The 23,440-nt window shown below is 60.8% G+C and carries 22 protein-coding genes; 12 read left to right on the top strand and 10 right to left on the bottom strand.

Features of this window, described 5'->3' with window-relative positions; all coding sequences use genetic code 11:
* Nucleotides 1-10: 10 nt before the first annotated feature.
* Together cobF and FHT28_RS10360 are read right to left on the bottom strand one after the other, a co-directional pair.
* A complete protein-coding gene (gene cobF / locus FHT28_RS10365; RefSeq protein ID WP_168596183.1) occupies nucleotides 11-787 on the bottom strand; it encodes a precorrin-6A synthase (deacetylating) in 777 nt (258 codons plus the stop codon).
* A 102-nt stretch (nucleotides 788-889) separates the two neighbouring features.
* The gene (locus FHT28_RS10360; RefSeq protein ID WP_037192706.1) at nucleotides 890-1,702 is read right to left on the bottom strand and encodes a helix-turn-helix transcriptional regulator; all 813 of its coding nucleotides are present in this window, start codon (nucleotides 1,700-1,702) and stop codon (nucleotides 890-892) included.
* A 119-nt stretch (nucleotides 1,703-1,821) separates the two neighbouring features.
* Between FHT28_RS10360 and FHT28_RS10355 the strand changes: the two genes are divergently transcribed.
* The 3 genes from FHT28_RS10355 to FHT28_RS10345 all read left to right on the top strand — a co-directional run bounded on the left by FHT28_RS10355 (nucleotide 1,822) and on the right by FHT28_RS10345 (nucleotide 6,549).
* Nucleotides 1,822-3,018 (top strand): MFS transporter, encoded by a 1,197-nt coding sequence (locus FHT28_RS10355; RefSeq protein ID WP_168596182.1) that lies wholly within the window; start codon nucleotides 1,822-1,824, stop codon nucleotides 3,016-3,018.
* Between the two features lie 43 nt (nucleotides 3,019-3,061).
* Nucleotides 3,062-3,358, top strand: a complete 297-nt coding sequence (locus FHT28_RS10350; protein WP_168596181.1) for a hypothetical protein — start codon at nucleotides 3,062-3,064, stop codon at nucleotides 3,356-3,358.
* Nucleotides 3,359-3,522: 164 nt separating this feature from the next.
* Nucleotides 3,523-6,549 (top strand): glycoside hydrolase family 38 C-terminal domain-containing protein, encoded by a 3,027-nt coding sequence (locus FHT28_RS10345; protein WP_168596180.1) that lies wholly within the window; start codon nucleotides 3,523-3,525, stop codon nucleotides 6,547-6,549.
* 37 nt (nucleotides 6,550-6,586) lie between these two features.
* Here FHT28_RS10345 and FHT28_RS10340 read toward each other — a convergent pair whose 3' ends face one another.
* Both FHT28_RS10340 and alr read right to left on the bottom strand, forming a co-directional pair.
* Nucleotides 6,587-7,837, bottom strand: coding sequence for a D-amino acid dehydrogenase (locus tag FHT28_RS10340; RefSeq protein ID WP_168596179.1), 1,251 nt, complete (start codon nucleotides 7,835-7,837; stop codon nucleotides 6,587-6,589).
* Between the two features lie 31 nt (nucleotides 7,838-7,868).
* On the bottom strand, nucleotides 7,869-9,002 hold the full coding sequence (alr, locus tag FHT28_RS10335) for an alanine racemase (RefSeq protein ID WP_168596365.1): 1,134 nt from the start codon (nucleotides 9,000-9,002) through the stop codon (nucleotides 7,869-7,871).
* Between the two features lie 125 nt (nucleotides 9,003-9,127).
* On the opposite strand from alr, the gene FHT28_RS10330 reads away from it, so the two are divergent.
* A complete protein-coding gene (locus FHT28_RS10330; protein WP_037192698.1) occupies nucleotides 9,128-9,592 on the top strand; it encodes an Lrp/AsnC family transcriptional regulator in 465 nt (154 codons plus the stop codon).
* A gap of 34 nt (nucleotides 9,593-9,626) precedes the next feature.
* Here the strand turns inward: FHT28_RS10330 and FHT28_RS10325 are convergent, their stop codons facing one another.
* Together FHT28_RS10325 and FHT28_RS10320 are read right to left on the bottom strand one after the other, a co-directional pair.
* A complete protein-coding gene (locus FHT28_RS10325; protein WP_168596364.1) occupies nucleotides 9,627-11,417 on the bottom strand; it encodes a PAS domain-containing sensor histidine kinase in 1,791 nt (596 codons plus the stop codon).
* A gap of 324 nt (nucleotides 11,418-11,741) precedes the next feature.
* Nucleotides 11,742-12,626: a LysR substrate-binding domain-containing protein gene (locus FHT28_RS10320; RefSeq protein WP_168596178.1), complete on the bottom strand. Its 885-nt coding sequence runs from the start codon at nucleotides 12,624-12,626 to the stop codon at nucleotides 11,742-11,744.
* A 238-nt stretch (nucleotides 12,627-12,864) separates the two neighbouring features.
* Here FHT28_RS10320 and FHT28_RS10315 point away from each other — a divergent pair, with 238 nt between their 5' ends.
* On the top strand, nucleotides 12,865-14,184 hold the full coding sequence (locus FHT28_RS10315) for an MFS transporter (protein ID WP_168596363.1): 1,320 nt from the start codon (nucleotides 12,865-12,867) through the stop codon (nucleotides 14,182-14,184).
* Between the two features lie 84 nt (nucleotides 14,185-14,268).
* Here the strand turns inward: FHT28_RS10315 and FHT28_RS10310 are convergent, their stop codons facing one another.
* Both FHT28_RS10310 and FHT28_RS10305 read right to left on the bottom strand, forming a co-directional pair.
* Complete coding sequence (locus FHT28_RS10310) at nucleotides 14,269-15,198, bottom strand: arginine deiminase-related protein (RefSeq protein WP_246704838.1); 930 nt, start codon at nucleotides 15,196-15,198, stop codon at nucleotides 14,269-14,271.
* Between the two features lie 10 nt (nucleotides 15,199-15,208).
* Entirely contained in the window at nucleotides 15,209-16,258 is a 1,050-nt protein-coding gene (locus FHT28_RS10305) for an ornithine cyclodeaminase (protein WP_168596177.1), read from the bottom strand.
* Nucleotides 16,259-16,400: 142 nt separating this feature from the next.
* Here FHT28_RS10305 and FHT28_RS10300 point away from each other — a divergent pair, with 142 nt between their 5' ends.
* On the top strand, nucleotides 16,401-16,838 hold the full coding sequence (locus FHT28_RS10300; RefSeq protein WP_047554502.1) for an Lrp/AsnC family transcriptional regulator: 438 nt from the start codon (nucleotides 16,401-16,403) through the stop codon (nucleotides 16,836-16,838).
* A 55-nt stretch (nucleotides 16,839-16,893) separates the two neighbouring features.
* Here FHT28_RS10300 and FHT28_RS10295 read toward each other — a convergent pair whose 3' ends face one another.
* On the bottom strand, nucleotides 16,894-17,151 hold the full coding sequence (locus tag FHT28_RS10295) for a hypothetical protein (RefSeq protein ID WP_037192688.1): 258 nt from the start codon (nucleotides 17,149-17,151) through the stop codon (nucleotides 16,894-16,896).
* Between the two features lie 269 nt (nucleotides 17,152-17,420).
* Here FHT28_RS10295 and FHT28_RS10290 point away from each other — a divergent pair, with 269 nt between their 5' ends.
* Nucleotides 17,421-17,768, top strand: coding sequence for a hypothetical protein (locus FHT28_RS10290; protein WP_037192685.1), 348 nt, complete (start codon nucleotides 17,421-17,423; stop codon nucleotides 17,766-17,768).
* A 36-nt stretch (nucleotides 17,769-17,804) separates the two neighbouring features.
* Here the strand turns inward: FHT28_RS10290 and hutC are convergent, their stop codons facing one another.
* A complete protein-coding gene (hutC, locus tag FHT28_RS10285) occupies nucleotides 17,805-18,560 on the bottom strand; it encodes a histidine utilization repressor (RefSeq protein WP_037192682.1) in 756 nt (251 codons plus the stop codon).
* A 194-nt stretch (nucleotides 18,561-18,754) separates the two neighbouring features.
* Here hutC and FHT28_RS10280 point away from each other — a divergent pair, with 194 nt between their 5' ends.
* From FHT28_RS10280 to hutH, 5 genes are all read left to right on the top strand, one after another.
* Complete coding sequence (locus FHT28_RS10280; RefSeq protein WP_037192679.1) at nucleotides 18,755-19,594, top strand: transporter substrate-binding domain-containing protein; 840 nt, start codon at nucleotides 18,755-18,757, stop codon at nucleotides 19,592-19,594.
* 102 nt (nucleotides 19,595-19,696) lie between these two features.
* A complete protein-coding gene (locus tag FHT28_RS10275; protein WP_037192677.1) occupies nucleotides 19,697-20,422 on the top strand; it encodes an ABC transporter permease subunit in 726 nt (241 codons plus the stop codon).
* 10 nt (nucleotides 20,423-20,432) lie between these two features.
* The gene (locus FHT28_RS10270; protein WP_168596176.1) at nucleotides 20,433-21,137 is read left to right on the top strand and encodes an ABC transporter permease subunit; all 705 of its coding nucleotides are present in this window, start codon (nucleotides 20,433-20,435) and stop codon (nucleotides 21,135-21,137) included.
* Nucleotides 21,138-21,161: 24 nt separating this feature from the next.
* Entirely contained in the window at nucleotides 21,162-21,938 is a 777-nt protein-coding gene (locus FHT28_RS10265; protein ID WP_037192671.1) for an ATP-binding cassette domain-containing protein, read from the top strand.
* The gene (gene hutH, locus FHT28_RS10260) at nucleotides 21,935-23,440 is read left to right on the top strand and encodes a histidine ammonia-lyase (protein WP_168596175.1); all 1,506 of its coding nucleotides are present in this window, start codon (nucleotides 21,935-21,937) and stop codon (nucleotides 23,438-23,440) included. The genes FHT28_RS10265 and hutH overlap by 4 nt, the downstream gene beginning before the upstream one ends.

Genomic DNA, 23,440 nt, shown 5'->3' with positions numbered 1-23,440 from the left:
CGGACGGTGCTTATGCGCGGTCGTCGAAATCCTGCCCCTTGCGCAAGAGATAGATGTCCATGATCCACCCGTGCTCGGCACGGGCTTGCGCGCGCGTCGCGAGAATGCGCTCCGATACGTCGGCGAGCCTGCCGGCGATGATAATCTCGTCCTTCGTGCCGAGATAGGCGCCCCAATAGATATAGGCGTCGGGATCGTCGATTTTGCTGAAGGCCTGTTCGCCGTCGAGCATGACGACGGCTGTTTCGGCGATGCCGGGAAAGCTCTCGGCCAGCCGCCGGCCCGTGGTGATCTGCACCGGCTTGCCGACGAGGTTGAGGGGAATACGGTGGCTCGCAGTCAGCGCCTGGATGCTGGTGATGCCGGGAATGATGCTGTAGTCGAGCGGGACCTTGCCGCGCGCCGTGACGCGTTCGATGATGCGCAGCGTGCTGTCGTAGAGGCCGGGATCGCCCCAGACCAGGAAGGCCGCGCTTTCGTCTTCCGCCAGGTGCTCGAGAAACAGCCGCTCATAGGTCGCCGAAATCTCCTCATGCCAGTCATCGACGCTTTGCACATAGCTGCGATCGGCAATCTGGCGCGATGGCACGTCATAGTCGACAAAGCGGGTCGTCTTGTTGGTGACGTAACGCTGGCAGATATCCCTGCGCACATCGGCGAGCTCCGTCTTGGCGGCACCCTTGCTGGGAATGAGGATCACATTGGTTGCATTCAGCGCGTTGATCGCCTGCACGGTCAGATGCTCGGGATTTCCCGTGCCAATGCCGACGATATGGATATGCCGCATATGCTTGTCCTCGCTCTCAGCGCTGTTTGCCGGAAGCGCCCGATGATTTCAAGGGGGAGGTCACCCAAGTCGATCGCCCTGTCTGTCGTAGGCGATCGAAGTTCAGCGGTTGACCATATAGGTGCGCGGCGAAGTGCCGAGCATGCGCCGGAACATGGTGGTAAAGGCGGCCACGCTCTCATATCCGGCTTCAAGCGCGACATTGGTGACGGGCTGGCCCTCGGCGAGTTGTGGCAGGCACGCGAAGACGCTCGCCTGCTGACGCCAGGTCGTAAAGCTGATGCCGGTCTCCTTGCGGAACTGTCTTGTGAAGGTCCGGCGGCTCATCGCCAGCTTTTCGGCCCAGTCGTCCAATCTGGCGTTCGGTGTCGGGTTTGCGAGATAGTCACGGCAGAGCGCGGTCAGCCGCCGTTCGGACGGGAAGGGGAGGCCTAGCGGCCGCTCCGGCAGTGTCGCGATTTCCTCGACGAGCAGCGACAGAACCAGCTCGGCCTTGCGGTGGCCGACCGGCGCTTCCCTGAGCCGGATGGCTTCGAGCAACAGGCTGCGGGCGAGATCCGTCACCTCCACCACGCGCGGCACCTCATCCGTCGGGATTTCGCCACGTGGCGTCACGTAAACGGACTTCATGCTGACATCGCTCTGGATCTCGATCGAATGTTCCAGACCGGCGGGGATGAACAGAGCATGGCCGGGCGGCACCATCCATCGTCCTCGGGCCGTAACGATCAGCGCAACGCCTGCAAAGACGCAGAGCAATTGCGTGCGGCGATGATGATGCCACGGCACGGTATAGCCCTGCGGTGGTTCCGAACTATGGACGACGACGTCGGCGTTCGCGTCTTCTATCCACCGCAGATGTTGCACGTGGCTGTTGTCGAGCGTTGCCAGCAATTGTTTTGAGAGTTTTTCCATTTTGGCCCAATCGAGAAACTATTGGACCAAAACACGAAAGAAGGTCACCCGCAAGCCGTGTAAAAGGCGGATCAAACAATATGGTCGGCAAGGAGTCGCCGGCGCAGGAAGGAATCCCAATGGTTGCGGCATTTTCGGGTGCGCAAGCCCGATTTGAAAAGACGACGATCTCGATTGTGGTGGCGGTCAGCACCTGCCACCTGTTGAACGACATCATGCAATCGCTGCTGACATCGCTTTATCCGATGTTCCGAGAGAACTACGCGCTCGATTTCGTTCAGATCGGGCTGTTGACGATGATGTTCCAGATCACCGCGTCGCTGCTGCAGCCGGTGGTCGGCATCGTCACGGATAGATGGCCGATGCCCTATTCGCTGCCGGTCGGAATGGTCAGCACATTTTCGGGCCTTTTGCTGCTCGGCTATGCCGGAAGTTTCGGCATGCTGCTGGTTGCCGCCAGCCTCATCGGCTTCGGTTCGGCCGTCTTCCATCCGGAAGCCTCGCGGGTGGCGCGTCTGGCCTCCGGCGGCCGTCATGGCCTGGCCCAGTCGCTGTTCCAGCTTGGCGGCAATGCCGGTTCGGCGATCGGCCCGCTGATTGCCGCCTTCTTCGTCCTTCAGCATGGCCAGAAGAGCGTCGCTTGGCTTTCGGTGCTGGCCGTCATCGGCTTCATCGTGCTCAGCTGGGTCGGCACCTGGTATGTCAATCACCGCCGCCAGCACGCCGCACGTCCCGCACCCAGCCGCAACTTGCCGATCGCGCGCAACAAGGCGATGTGGGCGCTTGCGATCCTGATCCTGCTGACGGCGACGAAGAACGTCTATATGGCGAGCATATCGAGCTATTTCACCTTCTATGTCATCGACAAGTTCCATCTCGATGTTCGTGATGCGCAGCTGATGCTGTTCCTGTTTCTGGGCTCGGTTGCTGCCGGAACGATCATGGGTGGCCCGGTCGGCGATCGTTTCGGCGCGCGCTTCGTGATCTGGTTCTCGATCCTTGGCGTCATTCCCTTCGCGCTGATGATGCCATACGCAAACCTGTTCTGGACCTGTGTCTTGACCGTCATCATCGGCCTGGTGCTGGCCTCGGCCTTCCCTGCGATCGTCGTCTTCGCTCAGGAGCTGATCCCCGGCCGCGTCGGGCTGATCGGCGGCATCTTCTTCGGCTTCGCCTTTGGAGCGGGCGGACTTGGCGCGGCGGCGCTCGGTGATTTTGCCGACACGCATGGCATCCCCTTCGTCTACACGCTTTGCTCCTATCTGCCGCTGCTTGGCCTGTTCACGATCTTCCTGCCGCGAATACCGAGGCATTGACGCTGGACGGCAGGGCATCCTGCCTTGCCGCTCTCCATGGAAAATGCGCCATTCTCGTTATGGCGCCATGATTGGCCGGCCGGATGATCGGGGAAGCCCGGTCGCCGGCCGAAATCGTGACAGCTTGGTCGTGTCTCGTTTACGCTTTTACTTCCTGGCTGCGGCAATTTCGTCGCATGCGGTGGATTTTTGTCTTTTGGCGCTGGCCATCCGACGCACCTTCATCTTAAGTTACACTAGTTTCATGCCGGAGGAGGGTGTTGAATGCGCGCTGAAATCGAAGTCGGCCTGGGAGGATATATGGCTGGTGATATCATCGTTTCCAATCGCGAAGGGCTGAAGAACCCATGCCGGCCTCGGGTCTCGTTGCCTTGACGGCCTGATCGAGCGTTTGGGGGCTAACCCCTGCCGCCATCACCCTATTTTTCGTTGAACTGCGCCACATATTCGAAACCACGGCCGCACATCCGGTCCGCGTCGACATCAAACCATGTAGGACATGCCATGCATCTTACGACCGCCCAGCGTTTGGACCGCCTCAAGGTACGTACGGCAGAGCTCAGCCATTGGCGCGAACGCGCTACGCTCGCCATCGAGAACTGGAGCTTCGACGGCGAAAAGATTGCGATCGGCCAGGCCTGGCCGCGTCGCAAGGGGGTGGTGCATTTCGCGGCACAGGCGAGCGCGCCCGCCGGCTGGCCGTTGGACGAAACGCGCCTGCAGCTCGATCTCGGCGGGGAGAGCCTGATCACGCTGGACTTCGGGGAGGGGCAGGAAGAACGCTTCGGCCTTGATCCCTACCACCAGGAGTTTCCGCTGAAGGGCCGCAATCTCGCGATTTCAACCGATAGCGTTGCCCGTTTCCCCTTTGGCGAGCCGAACCGGCAACCGAAACTGAACCGTGCGCAGCTCGCCTGGCTGGATATGCCGGTGCACCGGTTGCATCTTCTACTGCGACAGATCGCTGAAGCGGTCGGTGCTCTCGGCGAACACGAGGCTGTGCCGCACATTTTGGATGCAGCCGAAGCGGCGCTCCGCAGCCTCGATTGGCCGTCTGCGACCGAGCCCTATATCTCGCGCACGGCCAATGCCGAGTGGCAACGGAAAATCTGGGAATTGCCGGAGCTCGTCCAGAACCCGGCATCCCTTTCCGACCGTGAGCGCGAAAGCGTGGCAGATGCCCATGAGCAATTGCTCGCTCGCCTTCGCACCCTGCAGCAGCGCTATCCGCAAAACGGTGAGTTGCTGCTGACCGGCCATGCCCATATCGATCTTGCCTGGCTCTGGCCCTATGACGAGACGCGCCGCAAGATGCGTCGCACCTTCCACACGGCCCTGTCACTGATGGAGCGTTCGCCCGATTTCCGCTTCAACCAATCGACCGCGCAATACTATGCCCAGATCGAAGCCGACGATCCGGACTTGTTTGCCCGGATCAAGGAGAGGGTTGCCGACGGTTCCTGGGAGGTGATCGGCGGCATGTGGGTCGAGCCCGACACGAACATGCCGACGGGCGAGAGCCTGGTGCGCCAGATCCTCTACGGCCAGCGTTATTTCGAGAAGACCTTCGGTACCCGCCACACAATATGCTGGCTGCCGGATTGCTTCGGCTTTTCCGGCGCTCTCCCGCAATTGCTGCGCCAGGGCGGCATCGAAAGCTTCTTCACCATCAAGGTCAATTGGAGTGAAACCAACAGGTTCCCCTATGATCTCTTCTGGTGGGAAGGCCTGGATGGCAGCCGTGTCCTGAGCCACGTCTTCAACAATCCGATGGAGGGCTATAACGGCTTCGTGCAGGCGGATTGTTTCCTGCCGACCTGGAAGAATTTCCGCGCCAAGACGCTGCATGACACGTCGCTGCTGGCGGTCGGCTATGGCGATGGTGGCGGTGGCGTGACGCCGGAGATGGTCGAGCGTGAGGAGCAATTACGCGCATTCCCGGCGATCCCGAAGGCGCGTTGGGGCAAGGTCGGGGATTTCTTTACCAGCGCCCATTTGACCGCCAGCGAAAAGCGCCTTCCCACCTGGTCCGGCGAAATGTATCTCGAGCTGCATCGCGCCACGCTGACGAGCCAGAGCGGGGTGAAACGGCTGCATCGCCGGGCCGAACGAGCCTTGATCACGGCCGAGACCTTGGCGTCTATTGCCCATATGGCCGGGGCGGCGGAACCGGTGAGCCTGGAAGCCGACTGGCGCCTGACGCTGAAGAACGAATTCCACGACATCCTGCCGGGATCGAGCATTCGCGAAGTCTATCAGGATGCGGAGCGGGAGCTTTCCGAGGTCATCGACCATGCCAAGACGGTTCAGCGGCAAGCCATGGACGCGATCGCGTCCCTCTTGCCGAGGGGCGATCTCGCGGATGCCCTCGTCGTCGTCAATCCCTCTCTCGATCGTCGGTCGTTCAACGCCGTGCTTGCCGATGGCACCATACTTTCGACGGCCGACAGCATCGAGCCTCTGTCAGCCCGCGTGTTCGACCGAGCCGCATTGAAACCGGCAACAGGGTTGCGAGCAACGGCGGATCGTCTGGAGAACGAGCATCTTGCCGTTGTCATCGGAGCCGATGGCGCTGTCCAAAGCCTCATTCACAAGGCGAGCGGGCGCGAGGCGCTGGCGGAACCGGCCAACCAGCTCTGGGTCTACCCCGTCGACAAGCCGCGCAACTGGGATGCCTGGGACATCGATGCCGACTATGCCGAGGTCGGCATTCGCCTCGACAAACCGGAAAGCATCGAGCTTGTCGAAGAAGGGCCGCATCGGGCCTCCATCAAGGTCGTGCATCGCTATCGCGAATCCAGCATCGTGCAGCATTATGTTTTGACGGCCAATTCGCGAAGGCTCGATATTGAAACCAGCGTCGACTGGCATGACCGCCGCGCGCTGCTGCGGTCGCTGAGCCCGGTTGCGATCCGCTCGCGCACGGCGACCTTCGAATGCGCCTATGGCATCGTCAGCAGGCCGACGCATACCAACACCAGCTGGGATGCGGCGATGTTCGAGGCGGCCGCGCATCGCTTCATCGACATGAGCGAGCCAGACTTCGGTGTCGCCCTGCTCAACGATGCGAAATACGGCCATAGCGCCCGCGACAATGTGCTCGGCATCAGCCTGGTGCGCGGACCGATCTATCCGGATCCCCTGGCCGATGAAGGCGAGCAGCGTTTCACCTATGCGCTCATGCCGCATACCGGCGAGTGGCATAGCGGCGGTGTACGCGAGGAAGCCGAAGATCTGAACCAGCCGTTGATTGTGGCGGCTGCCTCGAACCTGGCCGAAGCCTCATTTGCCGCACTCGATCTAACGGGAACCCCGGTCGTGCTTTCGACCGTCAAGCCGGCTGAAGATGGTGACGGACTTGTCCTGCGCGTCTACGAGCCAGCCGGCCGTCGGGGTGGCTTGACCGTCACCGCGGCAAAGGGTTGGCAGATCGGCGAAGCCATCACGCTGATGGAAGAGCCGCAGACACGCGATGCCGGCCCCGGTATCCTGCCATTCGAGGTCAGGAGCTGGAGGGTGAGGCGCGGATGATCAGGCTATAGCCACCAACTGCAACAAAGGCCTTAGATCAGGCGTACCGGCTGATGGTAAGGTCCGTCGCGTCGATATCAGGCTTGCGGCCGCTGACGAGGTCGCTGATGACCCGCGCGGAGCCGGAGCTCATGGTCCATCCGAGCGTGCCGTGCCCGGTGTTGAGGAACAGCCCCTTGATCTTCGTCGGTCCGATCACCGGCGTCCCGTCCGGGGTCATCGGCCGCAGGCCCGACCAGAAGGAGGCCTTGGCGACATCGCCGCCGGGGAAGAGATCGGTGACGGAATGTTCGAGCGTCCGTCGCCGGGGAAGGCCGAGATCATTGGTGTAACCGGAGATCTCAGCCATGCCGCCGACGCGGATGCGGTCGCCGAGGCGGGTGATGGCGATTTTGTAGGTCTCGTCCATCACGGTCGATTCCGGCGCGCGCGACGCGTCGGTGATCGGGATCGTCAGGGAGTAGCCCTTGACCGGATAGACCGGAAGCTTGATGCCGAGGGGCTTGAGCAGCAGCGGCGAATAGCTGCCGAGTGCGACGACAACAGCATCGGCGTCCAGGCGTCCACCTTCGGTAACGACGCCGCGTGCGTGGCCGCCCTGGATGTCGAGCCCTTTGATCGTCGTGCCGTATTGGAAACGCACGCCGAGTTCCGCCGCCTTTGCGGCGAGCGCATTGGTGAACTTGAAGCAGTCGCCAGTCTCGTCCTTCGGCGTCAACAGACCGCCGACGAGCTTGTCGCGGACATGCCGTAGCGCCGGTTCGACGCGGATGCAGCCGTCGCGGTCGAGAACTTCATAGGGGACGCCGTCGGCGGCCAGGGCCTTGACGTCCTTGGCGGAGGCATCGAGCTGTTGCTGCGTCCGGAAGAGCTGTAGCGTGCCCTGCATGCGCTCGTCATAGGCGATACCAGTCTCTTCACGAACCGCAGCCAACGAGATGCGGCTATAATCGGCAAGGCGCAGCATGCGGCTCTTGTTGATCGCATAGCGTTTCGAGGTGCAGTTCGACAGCATCTTCACGAGCCATGACAGCATGGCGGCATCGACCTTCGGGCGCAGGATGAGCGGCGCATGGTGCATGAACAGCCATTTCAGCGCCTTCATGGGAATGCCGGGAGCCGCCCAGGGCGAGCAATAGCCGAAGGAGACCTCGCCGGCATTGGCAAAGCTTGTCTCCAGCGCCGGCCCCTGCTGCCGGTCGACGACCGTGACCTCGTGGCCCGCCTTGGCGAGCTGATAGGCGGATGTCACGCCGACGATGCCGGCACCCAGAACGACGACTTTCATGTTGTCCCCAGTGAATTGAGCGGTAAGGAGGTCAGACGTATTGGCGATGGAAGCGATGGCCGAGACTGGTGAGGATCTCGTAGGAAATCAAGCCGGCATCCCGCGCAAGATCCTCCAAAGTCTGATGATCCCCCAGTACTTCCACCAGGCTTCCGAAGGAGAGCGCGTCTTCCGGCAGGGCGCTGATATCGATTGTCGTGCTGTCCATCGAAACGCGGCCGACGATCGGCAACCGTACACCGCCATAGTAGACCGCGCCTCGATCGCTGAGGCTGCGCGGAAGACCGTCTGCATAGCCGGCGGCAATCGTCGCAAGCCGGGCCTGTGCCTTCGTCACATGCACGCCGCCATAACCGACGCGAGCGCCTGCGGGAACCGTGCGGGTCTGTACCACGGCCACATCGAGCCGAACGACGGGTTCCACCGGATTGGCCACGCCGCCGGTCGGAGCGCCACCGTAAAGGGCGATGCCCGGCCGCGCGAGTACGCCATGAAAGTTGCTGCCAAGGAAGATGCCGCCGGAGTTCGCAATGGAGATATCGTAGCCGGGGAAGTCCTTGGCAACGCGACGCATCCGCGCAAGCTGGTCGGCATTCTGCTCGCTGTCGCCATCGTCCGCGGAGGCGAGATGGCTCATGATGAACAGAATGTCGATGTCGCCGCATGTCTTAAGGCAGGCAGCAACGGCGCTTCTGTCTTCCATGGGTATGCCGAGCCGCGACATGCCGGTGTCGAACTGGAGGACCGCCGGAAGCTTGCGGCGCAAGGAGCGTGCAACCTCGACCCATTGTCGCAGCTGATCGAGCGAATTGATGACGGGGATGATGCCGCCTTCCGCGCAAGCGATCTCGTTGTCCGGCAACAGGCCGTTCAGCACGAAGATCGATGCATCGCGCGGCAATTGCGGCCGCAGCCGCAAAGCTTCGATGAAATGGGCAACGAAGAAATGGCGGCAGCCGTGCCCATAAAGTGCCTTGGAGACCTGGTTTGCGCCAAGCCCGTAGGCATCGGCCTTGACGACAGCCGCCGCTCGTGCGGGCGCGACGATGGAGGAAAGCTTGTCGTAGTTCCTGCACAGGGCCTTGAGGTCGATCGCGAGGTAACCGCAAGCTCCGCTATCGATCGCCAGTTTTGGCCCCCGGGAATCCACTATGCCGCCGTCCATGTTCACCCTCGTTTTCCTGAGGTGAGATTATTGATATGATCGTGAAATTGCTCATCGAACAGTGATTGATTATTGTGTAGTTGGGCAGATATTGAAACGATCCGCGAATTTTTGAAAGAATCCACATGGCGGCGCTTGATGCGATCGATCGCAATATTCTTCGCTTGCTTCGCCTCGATGCCCGCCTCAGCAATGCAAGGCTGGCAAGCGAGGTAGGGCTCTCGCCGTCCGCCTGTCTGCGGCGCATCAGATTGATGGAGCAGGCGGGCGTAATTCGGGGCTACACGGCGCTCGTGGATACCTCCCAGGCCGAAACGGCGATCGCCGTCATTATCAACATCACGCTCGAACGGCAGACGGAGGATCATCTCGACCGTTTCGAGGCGGCGGTGCGCAAGCACCCGGAGATCCGCGAATGCTTTCTGATGACGGGTGGATCCGATTACCTCCTGCGCGTGGAGGTCGCCAACCCCGGCGACTTCGAGCGTATCCACAAGGATATTCTCTCGACCTTGCCGGGGGTGCTGAGAATTCATTCGAGCTTCTCGATCCGCAATGTGCTTGCGACGCGATCGAAAGGGCAGCGTTGAGGGGCTCAACACCAACCCGATATGAGAGACTGCCTCAGTCTCGCGCCTGCTCCCAGCTGACGCCGGCGGCCGCGCGAACCTCGCAGATCAGTCCGCTTGGTTCATAGCTGACTTGAACCTCGCCGTTCAACTCGGCCGCCAGAAGACTTTCGATCAATCGGGAGCCGAAGCCTTTGCGCGTGGGCGGTGTGACGGTCGGTCCTCCCGCTTCCTGCCAGCGCAATCTGAGGCGATCGGACCCGTTACCCTCCAGCGACCATACGATCGCCACGCGGCCATCTGGTACGGAGAGTGCTCCATATTTGGCGGCATTCGTCGCCAGCTCATGCAGCGCGAGCGATATGGAAACGACAGCCCGAGGCGCAAGCTGCATCGTTGGGCCGTGGATTTCGAACTTTTCCTTCGGATATGGAGAAAGAGCCTGGCGCACGACCGCCGTCAGTTCAGCTTGCTCCCAATTGCCATGGATCAGCAGGTCATGGGCTCTCGCCATGGAGGTCAACCGCGCGTCGAACGTCTCCACGGACGTTCTGTCGACATCGCTGCGTCCCAATGTCTGGCGCGCTATGGCCATGACTGTAGCCAGCACATTCTTGACGCGATGATTGAGCTCGCCGACAAGAACCGTCTGCAGGCGTTCGGCCTCCTTCTTCGCGCTGATGTCATGGGCGATCTTCGATGCCCCGACAATCCGGCCATAGGTATCGTAGATCGGGGAGACGCTCAGCAGCACATCGACGAGCCGGCCATTCTTGCATCGCCGCTTGGTCTCGTACGGTTCGACTTTCTGCCCGGCGCGGATTTGCGCGAGAATCGCCGGCTCCTCTTCGCGTCGATCATCGGGGACGACCATCATCACCGAGCCGCCGATCGCTTCTTCGGCCGAATGGCCGTAGAGCCTTTCTGCACCGAGGTTCCAGCTTGTGATCACCATGTTGAGATCGGTGCTGAGGATCGCGTCGTCGGAGGAAGCGATGATGGCGGCCAGGCGTCGCTCGACCTCCTGCGCCCGCTTACGCTCGCTGATATCGATGACGACGCTCACAGCTCGCCGGATCCTGCCGGCAGAACTATCGCGCACACCTGAAGCTGAGTTTGTCACCCAGACGAGGCTGCCGTCCTTGCGGACATATCGTTGCTCGATCTCAAAGCTTTCGCCGGTCGCCAACATCGTTTCAAACAGCCGTGCTGTGTCGTGTTGATCGTCCGAATAGGTGATGTCCTGCATCCGCATGCCGAGAAGTTCGCTTTCCGAGTAACCGACTATCTCGCAAAAGCGTCTGTTGACGAGGGAGAAGCAGCCATCGAGGTCATATTGGGCAATCCCGGCCGCCGATTGGGAAATGATTGCGCTAACCCGCTCCTCGCTCTCCCGCAATATCTCCTCGGAGCGCACGCGTTTCGTCGTTTCGTTGACGATGCAAAGGACGCCTTGCACCTTGCCGTCGCTGTCGCGGACAGGCGAGTAGGAGATGTCGAAATAGGCCGTCTCCGGATAGCCGTGACGCTCGATATAGAAGGGCCGATCCTTGGCGACGATTGTCTTGCCGTCTTCGAGGACAGCGCGCAGAAGCGGCTCGAGGTCGCTCCACATTTCAGCCCAGCTTTCGCGTGCAGGGCGGCCCAGCGCCTGCGGATGCTTGTCGCCTATGGTCGGCGCGTAGGCATCATTGTAAAGCGCGACAAAATCCTCGCCCCAGAACATGACGATCTCGGCTTGGGCGGGGAGCATGATATCGACTGCGGATACCAGGCAATGCGGCCAGGCCGACCTTGGGCCCAGACTGGTCTTCTCCCAGTCGAAGCCAAAAATACGCGCTGCCATCTCGCCGGTATTGCCTGCAAGTTCGGGCACGATATTCAGGGTACTATCCTCCCTCTTGAACGATGACAATTCTACTACGGAGCGTCCCATCTCACTCATGTTCTCCGGGCGGGATTCATAGCATATTCTTTGTGACGAAGTGCAGCGTTAAAATTTACTAATTTCTATGCGTTTTAAGCAACATAGACTGATTTTTCTGAATATTTTTGGCGTCCGCTCCGGTATCGTACGTGCCTGCATGCGCCGCCGAAGTTTTTTGACCGAGTTACTGCTATCGGGGTGCACCTTTCGATAGCGGCATGGACGTTTTCCGGCTGGATTTCCTCAGTTGTCGGGCCTTGCTCGCATTTCAGCCGTGAGCCATTTTTCAAGTGCCAGCGCGTCCGGCCGGCCTGCGATGTGCGGCGCGATCCAGAGCACCATGCGCCGAGGTCCGGGCAGGAAGCCGAACGGCGCCACCAGTCGCCCCGAGGCCAGCTGATCGAGCACCAGCATCTGTGGCACGACCGCAATGCCGAGCCCGCAGGCTGCAGCCTGTATCAGCAGGTAAAAGTGATCGAAAGCCGAATGGTTGGGGAGATCCAGTTCCGTCTTCTCTGCGGCCGCCTGCCAATCGCGCCATGCCTCCGGCCGGGTCCGTGTCGACAGGATCGTGGCGCCCTCGATATCCTTGGGGCAATGGATGCCGGCCCGGCTCAAATATTCCGGCGAGCAGACCGGGCCGATCGCTTCGCCACCGAGCTCCCGGATGATTGCGTCCTTCGGCGGCTCGATGACGCTGGAGCGGATCGCAAGGCCGATCTTGTCCCGGACGAAGTCGATCTGGTCGTAGTTCATGTTGAACTGCAGAGCGATCTGCGGATGGCGCTCATGGAATTGGCCGATGCGCGGAATGATCCATCCCATCATGATCGACGATGAACAGGATAGCGTCAGCGGGCTCGGCCGCACGCGCTCGACACTTGCCTGCATCAGGCCGAAGGCGCTTGCAAGTCCCTCGGCCAGCCGCGATCCTTCCGGCGTCGGCTCCGTTGAATGCGCCCTACGGGTGACGAGAATGACGCCAAGCGTCTCCTCAAGGCCGCGAATGTGGCGGCTGATCGCACCATGGGTCACGCAGAGCTCGTCGGCGGCGAGCGTCATCGAGCGGTGCCGGGCGGTCGCTTCAAACGCCTTGAGCGCATTCAACGATGGCAGAGGGCCGCGCATTTCAGGATCCCAATTATCCAGTGATGTGATTTTTCCTCACATGACGGAGAGATTAAATCGTTTGCTCGCTACTTGTCCATCCCGTTAGAGATCGAGGCTATTGGAAGGCGCATGCGGTCGGAGGCAATTCCTGGAGGGGAAGTCGGAGTTTCCATTCTGCCGACGACGCAGACGGATCGTCGCGCCGGGAAAAGTCTAGAACGGGGGAGGAGCTTCATTGCAGCCCGACAATCAGGAAATGTCACAGGTCGAGCGTTCGGCCATCGCCAAGGTGTCGAAGCGGTTGGTGCCCTTCATCGCCTTGATGTTCTTCATCAACTTCCTCGATCGCACAGCGATCTCCTTTGCCGGCCCGAATGGCATGACGACCGATCTCGCCTTGACGGCGGCGCAGTTCGGTTTTGCGGCCGGCATCTTCTTCTTCGGCTATATCGTGCTCGAAATCCCAAGCAATCTGGCGCTGCACAAATATGGCGCGCGCCGGTGGCTGGCCCGCATCATGGTTAGCTGGGGCATCGTCGCGCTGCTGTTCACCTGGGTATCGAGCGCGACGGAGCTTTACGTTCTGCGTTTCCTGCTCGGCGTTGCCGAAGCCGGCTTCTTCCCCGGAGCCATCCTGTTTCTGAGCATGTGGGTGCCGGCGAGGCATCGCAGCAAGATCCTGGCGTTGTTTTATCTTGCCCAGCCGTTGACGACGGTGATCGGTGCTCCCTTTGCCGCGATGCTGATCCAGATGCATGGCCTTTTCGGCCTCGAGGGCTGGCGCGTCATGTTCTTCGGTGTCGCGGTGCCTGCCATCGTCATCGGTATCGTCACCTGGTTCTATCTTGCCGACAGGCCGAATGATGCCAAGTGGCTGACCCAGGCAGAGAAGGATTGGCTGAACCGTGAACTTGCCGGTGAAGAAAAGGCCAAGGCCGCGGCGCATGGCAAGATGACGGGTCTGGCGCTGACCGACGGCCGGGTATGGCTGCTGTCGGTCATCTATTTTGGCCTGATCTACGGGCTCTATGCGCTGGCCTTCTTCCTGCCGACGATCATCGGTGGTTTCGAGACGAAGTTCGGCACGAAGTTCGATGTCTTCGACAAGGGCCTGATCACGGCGATCCCCTATCTGCCCGCGGCTGTCGTCCTGTTCTTCTGGAGCCGCGATGCATCGAAGCGCGGCGTTAGGCCGTGGCACATCGGCATCCCGGCCCTGGTGGGAGCGTTCAGCATCCCCGCCGCGCTCTACATGGGGTCACCGGAGGCGACGATCGCGATGATTACGCTGACGGCCTGCGCGATCTTCGCGGCCCTGCCGAACTTCTGGGCCATTCCGTCGCGTTTTCTGGCGGGACCGGCTGCGGCAGCCGGCATCGCTCTCATCAACACGATCGGCAACATCGCCGGGTTTGCGGCACCCTATGTGACCGGCCTCATCAAGGATGCGACCGGCGTCTACGAGTTGCCCATGTTCATTGTGGGTGGTCTGATGCTGTTGTCCGCACTGCTGGCCTTTTCGTTGAATGGCCGAGTGCGTGAGCCGGAACTTGTGGTTGCAGGCGGCAAAGGCTGAAATCGTCCGAAGCGGTAGCCAACGAATTCGATGGCGGTCATGAATTTGGCCGCCGTCGCTGCCCATCGGCCGATCTTTAAAATATCAGTTTCTCGCGGTGAGATGGATGCCCGCAAGGGTGCATCGCACCGAGCCTCCGGCGCGCTCGATTGTGGGGATATCGAGGGCGATAATCCTGGTATCTGCTTCGATCGTAGCGCGCTGGTCATCGCCGAGCGCGGCCAGCGCCGTCGTCGAAAGTGCCAGAATTCGGCTCTCCTTGCCCTGCAGTTCGATGGCATTGCCTGCGAAACTGTCGATCTGCGCGTTGCTCAAGTGCACAATGTCGCGGCCGGAGCGCTGCAGGCGTGCGACGACTTCGTTACGCCGTCTTGCGTCCGTGATCATGCCGGTTCCGATCGCGGCGAAACATGTCGCCACGCACATCAGCACATTGGTATGATAGATCGGCACGCCGTCTCCGTCACGGGCGTCGAACACCATCGGCTCGAAATTGAAATGCGTGCAGAAGCGTTCGAGCGCGATCGGGTCGGTCCGGTCCGAACGCGCGGCATAGGCGACGCGATCGATATGGTCGAGCACCATAGCGCCGGTCCCTTCGAGGAAGATACCGTCCGGCTCAAGCCCGGAATAATCGATGACGTCCTGGACGCGATAGTTTTGCTTCAGCATCTCGATGATGTCGCTGCGCCGTTCGCGACGCCGGCTTGGCGCCTTCATAGGGTAGATCGCGATATGGCCGCCGGCATGGGTGGAGAACCAGTTGTTGGGAAACACCGAGTCAGGCGCGTCTATGCCGCTATCCTCGAACAGATGGACCGTCACCCCATGGCTTTCGAGCGTCTCCGCCGCAAGCGTGATCTCGTCGAAAGCCCTTGATGCGAGTTCGTCGCTCCAATCAGTCGAAAGCTGGAAGCGATTGTCGGCAGCAGTTTCGGTGTTGACGGTGAAATGATGCGGGCGAACCATGACGACGGCAGACGGCGCCTGCGCGGAATAGGCTGCATGCGTCATCGGCCTTCCCTCAACCGGCGCGCTGCAACATGCCGAACAGGTCGCGGGGATCGTCCGGATCGGCGATGATATCAAGCTTCTGGAAGTAGTCCGTGCCCACCAGCTTTTCGCGAACATACCGCAGAGCTGAAAAGTCTTCGATGGCGAAGCCGACGCTGTCGAACAGCGTGATCTGTGCCTCGCTTCGGCGCCCTTGTGCTCGGCCGCTCACCACTTGCCACAGTTCCGTGACCGGATAATCCGGATCCATCTGCTGGATCTCTCCCTCGATGCGGGTCTGCGGCGGATATTCGACGAAGGTGTCGGCACGCAGCAGAATGTCGCGATGAAGCTCCGTCTTGCCGGGGCAGTCGCCGCCAATCGCGTTGATGTGGACGCCGGCACCGACCATGTTGTCTGTCAGGATCGTGGCGAACTGCTTGTCGGCCGTACAGGTCGTGATGATGTCAGCTCCTTCGATGGCAGCCTGCGCCGATGCGCAGGGAACCAATCGCAAACCCATATTTGCGAGATTGCGCATGGTCTTTTCCGTCGCCTTCGGATCGATGTCATAGAGACGGACCTCTTCGATCCCGAGAGCCGCCTTCATCGCCAGCGCCTGGAATTCCGCTTGCGCGCCGTTGCCGATCAGCGCCAGGCAGCGAGCCTTTGCCGGCGCGAGATGGCGTGCGGCCATGGCCGAGGTGGCGGCGGTACGCAGTGCGGTCAGGAGCGTCATTTCAGTGAGCAGCACGGGGTAGCCGGTCGACACCTCGGCCAGCAGGCCGAAGGCGGTCACGGTCTGCAGGCCCTGCGCCATGTTCTTCGGGTGCCCGTTGACATATTTGAAGCTGTAGACAGCGCCATCCGAGGTCGGCATCAGCTCGATGACCCCGTCAAGGGAATGGGAGGCGACGCGTGGCGTCTTGTCGAAAAGATCCCAGCGACGAAAATCTGCCTCGACGGCCTCGGTCAGCCCGATCAGCATGGTTTCGATGCCGACATGGTGTACGAGCCGCATCATGTTTTCGACGCTGACGAAGGGGATGAAGGCTTTTTCCGACGGAAGCAGTGCGGGCATTCTGGTGTCCTCGATCAGATTATTCCCCATAGGGTAACAAGCGGGCCGATTGACTGAAATCGCAAAACTGTGCCAGTTCTGGTATGTTATTATACAAATTGTATAGCACTTATTGTGAAAATGACAGAGTCCGGATTTTGCAATGGCCCTTGCCAAATATATTCCCGATGATCTCGATCGGCGCATCATCGCTCATCTGCGCGCGGACGGTCGTGCTTCGCTCTCCAAGTTGTCGGATGTTCTGGGTGTCGCTCGCGGCACGGTGCAGAACCGATTGGATCGCTTGATCGAAACCGGCACGCTGCTGGGCTTCACCATTCGGGTGCGGGAGGATTATGACGAGCAGACGGTACATGCCGTCATGATGATCGAAGTGGTGGGAAAATCGACGACGCAGGTCATACGCAAGCTGCGCGGTCTGCCAGAAATCTATTCGCTTCACACAACGAACGGCAATTGGGATCTCGTCGCCAATATTAGAGCAACCAGCCTGTCGGATTTCGATCGGGTGTTGCGCGAGGTGCGCATGATCGATGGCGTTGCGAACAGCGAAACCAGTCTGCTGCTCAGCAGCCTTTGAGGGTTTGCGTTACCCGCGCAGCCGATCGCGATGGCGTGGCATGCGTTCGCCCGGCTTACGGGCGCCGGGCGCGGAGTATGCGCTTCCAGATCGTGCCGCCCAGATATCGGTTGAACACGATGAAATAGGCAAAGATGAGGGCGAAAAGCAGGAGAGCCGGCGGACCGTTGAGCTTAAAACCGTCCTCCGTCCTACCGCCGAAGATCGAGGCAATGATGTAGCCGAAAACAAAAAAGGCAGTCAGGAAGTCAAAGATGGCGGCAATTACGATGCGCCACGTGGCTGGCTGCTTCACGGCTTCTGTGTCAGGCATTATCGGATTTCCTCGTGTCTTTGAAAGATAGCGGCGAGAGCGCGTCGACAATCACCGAGCCGCGCATGAATCTTCGTTTGCAGAAGCGCTTTGTCAATGAGGGAGGAGGCTGAACATCGTGGATACGGAGCCGGTTTCAGGATCCATTATTGGGTTCTTTTCGGCAAGGGCAACCCGGTTGATGGCAACATTCAGATAGGCTGAGCAACGACCCATCGCGCGCTGTACGGGGCAGCTTGAAAACGCGTTGCTTGTTGTTATGATTTCGTATGGAACTTACTCTGTTAGCCTACGCTCTTGGCTGGATCGTCCTTGGTCTGGTCGCGTTTACGACGGTCGTCCCGGTCGGGGCGAAGCATCCGTTCATGGCAATGGCAAATATCGACAGCGTGATCCCGTTTGGCCTGCTCGGACTTCTGTTCGTCATGGCTTACCCTGAGGATCGCCGCGTCGTTGCTCTCTTATGCATAGTGACCGCAGCGGCAAGCGAGTCGCTGGCATTGGTCCTGCCCGGACGGCATTTGCGGATCGAGCGCGCGCTCCTGAAAGTGCTTGCGACAGTTTCAGGCCTGCTGGTGGGCGCGTTGCTCGTGCAGTTCACGCACCTGGTTTCCTAGCGCTGCCGCAAAGAACCTCCGCTGTTCCATATACAACTAACGATCCGAAGTCTTGCCGTTGTAACTTTCCAATCGGTATCGGTTTCCGGGATAAACGAGACGCGCCACGGAGACGACGCCGCGCGCCGACCATGTCCGGCGTCTGATCGTCAGGCAGGGCTCGGTCTTCAGGATCGTCAGCAGTTTGCATTCCCAGGCCTGCGGCATGACCGCTTCGACCACATGTTCCGAGCCGCTGAGCGGGGCGACGTCCGAAAGATAGGCATTCGGCGTCATTCCCGTAAAGTTCTGTTGCAGATAGTCGGGCGCGGCCTCCGGATGGACATGGCGGTCCTCGATCTGCACGGGCACGCCATTCTCGCTGTGAACGATCAGCGAATGGAAAACGGGCGATCCGATAGCCAGCCCCAATGCGTCGGCAACCTCAGGCGACGCCGCCTCCTGCGCCAGTACGATCACCGTTGCCTCATGGGAATGACCACGCTCGGCGATCTCCTCGGCAATGTTGCGCACCTCGAACAAGGCGGATGCACCCTTGCGTTCGGCAACGAAAGAGCCGACGCCCTGAATGCGGACCAGTTCGCCCTCATTGGCGAGTTCGCGCAGCGCGCGATTGGCCGTCATCTTGCTGACGCCAAGTTCGGTGACCAGCTCGTTTTCGGAGGGAACGCGATATTTGGGAGGCCACTCGCCGCTATGGATGCGATCGAGTATCATCTGCTTGACCCCAGCATAGAGAGGCGCGGCGTCGTTTTCCGCCAGTTCGCGTTTCATCTCGCCGGAATGCTTCATTGCCTATTCCCTTTGCACGGACTGAATCTGCCTCAAAAACAACTTTCCCACTTGCATATCATAAATTATCTCATATGGTACCCTATACAACCTCGCAATCAATCCTAAAAATTAAATAGGAGAGGCGAGCAAGCCGGCGCAGATCGGTAGGAAGTGCCGCAAGGCCCGTTTCAACCTCAGAGGAGCTCTACACTATGAAATTCAGTGCAATTCTCTTGTCTGGCGCCATGGCCGCCGCCGCTTTCGGTGCGCCGGCTGTCGCCAAGGACTGGAAGACGGCGACGATCACTCTGGAAGGTGCCTATGCACCCTGGAACATGACGAACGCCGACGGATCGCTCGGCGGCTTCGAGCCGGAACTCGCCAAGGTCCTGTGCGAGCGGGCCAAGATCGACTGCAAACTCGTCGCCTCCGATTGGGACGGGATGATCCCGGCGCTGAATGCCGGCAAGTTCGACGTGATCATGGACGCGCTCTCGATCACCGATGAGCGCAAGCAGGTCATCGGCTTCACCGTTCCTTACGCTGCAACGCCCGCCGCTTTCGCAACCGCCAAGGACAGCCCGCTTGCCAATGCTGCAGGCACCGGCACCACCATCAAGATGACGCCCGGCCAGACCGGCGTCAAAGAAATCGATGCGTTGAAGGCAGCCTTCAAGGGCAAGACCATCGGCATCCAGGCAGCAACGGTTTATGCCAAGTTCGTCTATGACAACTTCGGCTCGATCGCCACGATCCGTGAATACAAGACCGGCGCCGACCGCGATCTCGATCTACAGAACGGCCGTATCGATCTCGGTTTCGACGATGCTGTCTATTTCAGCAATGCCTTCGCCAGCGCAAACGACACGCTGGCCTTCACTGGCCCGGAAGTCGCCGGCTCCATCTGGGGCGAGGGTGAGGGTCTCGGCATCCGCCAGGCCGACACCGATCTGCGCGACAAGTTCAATGAAGCGATCAAGTCCGCACTTGCCGATGGCACCATCAAGAACCTGTCGATGAAATGGTTCAAGGTCGACGTCAGCCCGGAATAAACACAACGACCTTCGGGTCGTTGCCATCGGTCTCCGGCTTTGCGGCTGGAGACCGTATGATATCCTGACGCCTGAAACTGCCACGGACGGGGAATGGACGCTATGGCAAGCTTGCAATTGCTGGGCTTCGGCTCGAACGGGTGGGGCGCTCTGCTCCTCGTTGCTACTTTGGTGACGCTTGCCGTCACGGCGACGGCGCTGGCGATCGGGGCGGTGTTGGGCGCAATCGTCGCGTCCGCAAAGCTCTCCGGCAATCTGCTCTTGAAAACGCTCGGCAATGTCTACACGACAGTCTTTCGCGGCGTGCCGGAACTGCTGATCATCTATCTCATCTATTTCGGCGGCTCTTCAGCGGTCACCTCGGTCGGCAAATGGCTCGGCTATGAGGGTTTTCTCGGCCTGCCCTCCTTTGCAGCGGGGGCGCTTGCCGTCGGTATCATTTCCGGAGCCTATCAGGCCGAGGTTTTCCGCGGCGCCTATCTTGCCATTTCCAAGGGTGAGCTGGAGGCGGCGTCGGCGATCGGCATGCACAGCGGCCTGCGCCTGCGCCGTGTCATCATCCCGCAGGTCGTGCGTTTCGCCATCCCCGGCCTCGGCAATGTCTGGCAGCTCAGCCTCAAGGATTCCGCCTTGATCTCCGTTACCGGCCTTGCCGAGTTGATGCGTACCAGCCAGGTCGCTGCCGGATCCACCCGCCAGTATTTCCTGTTTTTCATCGTCGGCGGCGCGCTTTACCTGATCCTGACCAGCCTGTCGGATCGCGTCTTCAACAGGGCGGAACGACGCGCCAATCGCAGCATGCCGGCCGCGACCATCGGCCAGGCTTGAGGAGCGGCACATGGATTTCACCTTCCTCTCGAGCACCATGATCACCCTGTTGCAGGCAGTACCGATGACGTTGCTGCTGTTCTCTCTGTCGATCGTGTCAGGCGGTATTCTGGCGCTCGTCATCGTCGCCATGCGTGTGAGCGGCAATCCGATCCTGATGGGTTTTGCCAAGGGCTACATCTTCATCTTCCGCGGCTCGCCGTTGCTGATCCAGATGTTCCTTGTTTTCTATGGCTTGGCGCAGTTTTCCTTCATCCGCTATTCGTTTCTCTGGCCGTTTCTGCGCGAGCCCGTGGTCTGTGCGATCCTTTCGCTCGCGCTGTGCACCGCCGGCTATACGGCCGAGATCTTTCGCGGCGGCATCCGGGCCGTTTCGCCAAAGGAGATCGAGGCGGCGCGCTCGATCGGCATGTCTCGCCTCCTGCTCGTGCGCCGCATCATCGCGCCGATCGCCTTCCGACACGCGCTGCCGGCCTATTCGACCGAAATCGTACTGATGATGAAGTCGACCGCGCTCGCCAGCCTGGTCACGGTCTGGGAGGTGACAGGCGTTGCGCAAAGGCTGATCTCGCACACCTATCGCACGATGGAAGTCTTTCTCTGCGCGGCGATCATTTACCTGGTGCTGAATTTCATCATTCTGCAGGGCATGGCCCTGTTGGAATATTCGCTGTCCCGCCATCGCCGAGCTATCCCGCCGGCGTTGAAGGCCTAAAAACTTCATTGGAGCAGGCAAATCATGCCAGGTGTCACCCGACTTTCAGTCCGCAACATCCGCAAGAGCTTCGGCACCCATGAAGTTTTGCGTGGCATATCTCTCGATGCCCAGGACGGCGACGTCATTTCGCTGCTCGGCGCCTCCGGCTCGGGCAAGTCGACTTTCCTTCGCTGCATCAACCTGCTTGAGATCGCCACCGATGGCGAGATCTGGGTGGACGGCGAGCAGATCCGCATGATCCACAAGAACGGATACAGCCGCCCGGCAAGCCACAAGCAGGTGGATCACATCCGCTCCGAGCTTGGCATGGTTTTCCAGAGTTTCAATCTCTGGTCCCACATGACGATCCTGCAGAACGTGATCGAGGGACCAGTTCACGTCTTGAAGCGCCCGCGCGCCGAGTGCATCGCCGAAGCCGAAGCGCTTCTCGAGAAAGTCGGCATCGCCGACAAGCGCCATGCCTATCCCGCGCATCTATCCGGTGGTCAGCAGCAGCGTGCCGCGATCGCTCGCGCCCTTGCCATGAAGCCCAAGGTCATGCTGTTCGACGAGCCGACGTCGGCGCTCGATCCCGAACTCGTCGGGGAAGTGCTGCGCGTCATGCGCGCGCTTGCCGAGGAGGGCATGACCATGCTGGTCGTCACTCACGAGATGAGCTTTGCCCGCAACGTCTCCAACCGCGTCGTCTTCATGAAAGAAGGGCTCGTCGAAAGCAGCGGCGCTCCGGACGAGATGTTCGGCGGCGGCGCGTCGCCGGCCTTCCGTCAGTTCATCGGCCATTTCGGAACCGGACAATGACTGTCACCATCGACAAGTCTTTGCGTTGGCGTGATGTCGCGCGCGTCGGTGGCGGCGAACCGCTGTCCCTATCGGAGGCCGCCTGGGAGCGTGTCGCGCAGGCAAGCCGCATCGTCGAGCGCATCGTCGAGACGGGCGTGCGTGCTTATGGCGTCAATACCGGCGTCGGCGCCTTGTCCGACACGGTCGTCGACCGCGCCTCGCAGAGCCGGCTTTCGCGCAATATCATCATGAGCCATGCCTGCGGCGTCGGACCTCTGCTGCCGGTCCGCGAGGTCCGCTCCATCATCGCGGCGCAGATCGCCAATTTCGCGCATGGTCATTCCGGCGTGCGGCCCGAGATCGTCAGCCATCTTGCAGCATTTCTCGAGCGGGACTGCATTCCCGAGGTCCCCTCCAAAGGCTCTGCCGGCTATCTGACCCACAACGCCCATACCGCCCTCGTGCTGATCGGCGAAGGCCGCGCAGTCGTGAAGGGGAAGTCGATGACCGGAGCGCAGGCGCTTGCCGCGATCGGTCTGAGCCCATTGGTGCTTGGCGCCAAGGAGGGGCTGAGCCTCGTCAATGGCTCGGCCTGCGCCACGGGATTGTCGGCGCTTGCCGTTTGCCGAGCCGAGCGCCTGCTTGATTGGGCCGATGCGATCGCCGCATTGACGCTGGAGGCGGCCGGCTGCCAGATCGCGGCTTTCGACGAGGCGGTGCTGGCACTTCGCCCATCGGCGGGCATTGCCAAGGTCGGCCGCAGGCTGCGCAGCCGCTTGCACGGCAGCGGTCTCGTCGCCGCAGCCTTCGGGAGGCGAACGCAGGATGCCTTGAGCTTGAGAGCCGTTCCGCATGCGCATGGCGCGGCCTGGGATGTCTTCGAACAGACCGCCCGCATCGTCGATCAGGAATTGGCTTCGGTTACGGACAATCCGGCTGTTTCGGGCACGCCGGAGCAACCCGTCGTCTCCTCCGAGGCGCATGCCGTCGCACCGGCCCTCGGTCAGGCGGCCGACAGTCTGGCGATCGCGATTGCGCAGATTGCCGCCATGAGCGAGCGGCGGATGGATCGCCTCGTCAATCCGCTGGTCAGCGGCCTGCCGCCCTTCCTCGCAAGCGATGCCGGCAGCCATTCCGGCTTCATGATCGCCCAGTATACGGCTGCGGCCCTGAGCAACGACAACCGGCGGCTGGCCGCCCCCGCATCGCTCGACGGCGGCCTCACCTCCGGCCAGCAGGAGGATTTTCTTGCGCATCCGACGGCTGCTGCCAGCAAGCTGCTCACCATCCTCGACAATGCCGAATATATCCTGGCGATCGAACTCATGGCGGCGGCGCAGGCGCATGATTTCCTCGTTTCCGAGGGTACAAGAGCGCCGGGAACGGATCGCCTCTACACTGTGGTCCGTTCGCGCGTTCCTCTCTATGGCGACGATCGGCCGCTAAATGCTGACATGGAGAGCTTGCGGGATCTGATCGCTCAGACCGCACCGCCCGCTGACAGTGAAACTGGAGCATAG

The sequence above is a fragment of the Rhizobium sp. SG570 genome (assembly GCF_012275345.1).
Classification (GTDB): Bacteria; Pseudomonadota; Alphaproteobacteria; order Rhizobiales; family Rhizobiaceae; genus Rhizobium; species Rhizobium lusitanum.
This window is presented reverse-complemented; position numbering and strand designations above follow the sequence as displayed.

Excerpts from the sequence above, each read along its gene's own strand:
- FHT28_RS10320 (WP_168596178.1), bottom strand. The coding sequence starts at position 12,626 with ATGCGCGGCCCTCTGCCATCGTTGAATGCGCTCAAGGCGTTTGAAGCG.
- FHT28_RS10345 (WP_168596180.1), top strand. The coding sequence starts at position 3,523 with ATGCATCTTACGACCGCCCAGCGTTTGGACCGCCTCAAGGTACGTACG.
- cobF (WP_168596183.1), bottom strand. The coding sequence starts at position 787 with ATGCGGCATATCCATATCGTCGGCATTGGCACGGGAAATCCCGAGCAT.
- FHT28_RS10305 (WP_168596177.1), bottom strand. The coding sequence starts at position 16,258 with ATGCCCGCACTGCTTCCGTCGGAAAAAGCCTTCATCCCCTTCGTCAGC.
- hutC (WP_037192682.1), bottom strand. The coding sequence starts at position 18,560 with ATGAAGCATTCCGGCGAGATGAAACGCGAACTGGCGGAAAACGACGCC.
- FHT28_RS10315 (WP_168596363.1), top strand. The coding sequence starts at position 12,865 with ATGTCACAGGTCGAGCGTTCGGCCATCGCCAAGGTGTCGAAGCGGTTG.
- FHT28_RS10270 (WP_168596176.1), top strand. The coding sequence starts at position 20,433 with ATGGATTTCACCTTCCTCTCGAGCACCATGATCACCCTGTTGCAGGCA.
- FHT28_RS10300 (WP_047554502.1), top strand. The coding sequence starts at position 16,401 with ATGGCCCTTGCCAAATATATTCCCGATGATCTCGATCGGCGCATCATC.
- hutH (WP_168596175.1), top strand. The coding sequence starts at position 21,935 with ATGACTGTCACCATCGACAAGTCTTTGCGTTGGCGTGATGTCGCGCGC.
- FHT28_RS10355 (WP_168596182.1), top strand. The coding sequence starts at position 1,822 with ATGGTTGCGGCATTTTCGGGTGCGCAAGCCCGATTTGAAAAGACGACG.
- FHT28_RS10360 (WP_037192706.1), bottom strand. The coding sequence starts at position 1,702 with ATGGAAAAACTCTCAAAACAATTGCTGGCAACGCTCGACAACAGCCAC.
- FHT28_RS10290 (WP_037192685.1), top strand. The coding sequence starts at position 17,421 with ATGGAACTTACTCTGTTAGCCTACGCTCTTGGCTGGATCGTCCTTGGT.
- alr (WP_168596365.1), bottom strand. The coding sequence starts at position 9,002 with ATGGACGGCGGCATAGTGGATTCCCGGGGGCCAAAACTGGCGATCGAT.
- FHT28_RS10280 (WP_037192679.1), top strand. The coding sequence starts at position 18,755 with ATGAAATTCAGTGCAATTCTCTTGTCTGGCGCCATGGCCGCCGCCGCT.
- FHT28_RS10325 (WP_168596364.1), bottom strand. The coding sequence starts at position 11,417 with ATGGCAGCGCGTATTTTTGGCTTCGACTGGGAGAAGACCAGTCTGGGC.
- FHT28_RS10340 (WP_168596179.1), bottom strand. The coding sequence starts at position 7,837 with ATGAAAGTCGTCGTTCTGGGTGCCGGCATCGTCGGCGTGACATCCGCC.
- FHT28_RS10295 (WP_037192688.1), bottom strand. The coding sequence starts at position 17,151 with ATGCCTGACACAGAAGCCGTGAAGCAGCCAGCCACGTGGCGCATCGTA.
- FHT28_RS10330 (WP_037192698.1), top strand. The coding sequence starts at position 9,128 with ATGGCGGCGCTTGATGCGATCGATCGCAATATTCTTCGCTTGCTTCGC.
- FHT28_RS10275 (WP_037192677.1), top strand. The coding sequence starts at position 19,697 with ATGGCAAGCTTGCAATTGCTGGGCTTCGGCTCGAACGGGTGGGGCGCT.
- FHT28_RS10265 (WP_037192671.1), top strand. The coding sequence starts at position 21,162 with ATGCCAGGTGTCACCCGACTTTCAGTCCGCAACATCCGCAAGAGCTTC.
- FHT28_RS10310 (WP_246704838.1), bottom strand. The coding sequence starts at position 15,198 with ATGACGCATGCAGCCTATTCCGCGCAGGCGCCGTCTGCCGTCGTCATG.
- FHT28_RS10350 (WP_168596181.1), top strand. The coding sequence starts at position 3,062 with ATGCGCCATTCTCGTTATGGCGCCATGATTGGCCGGCCGGATGATCGG.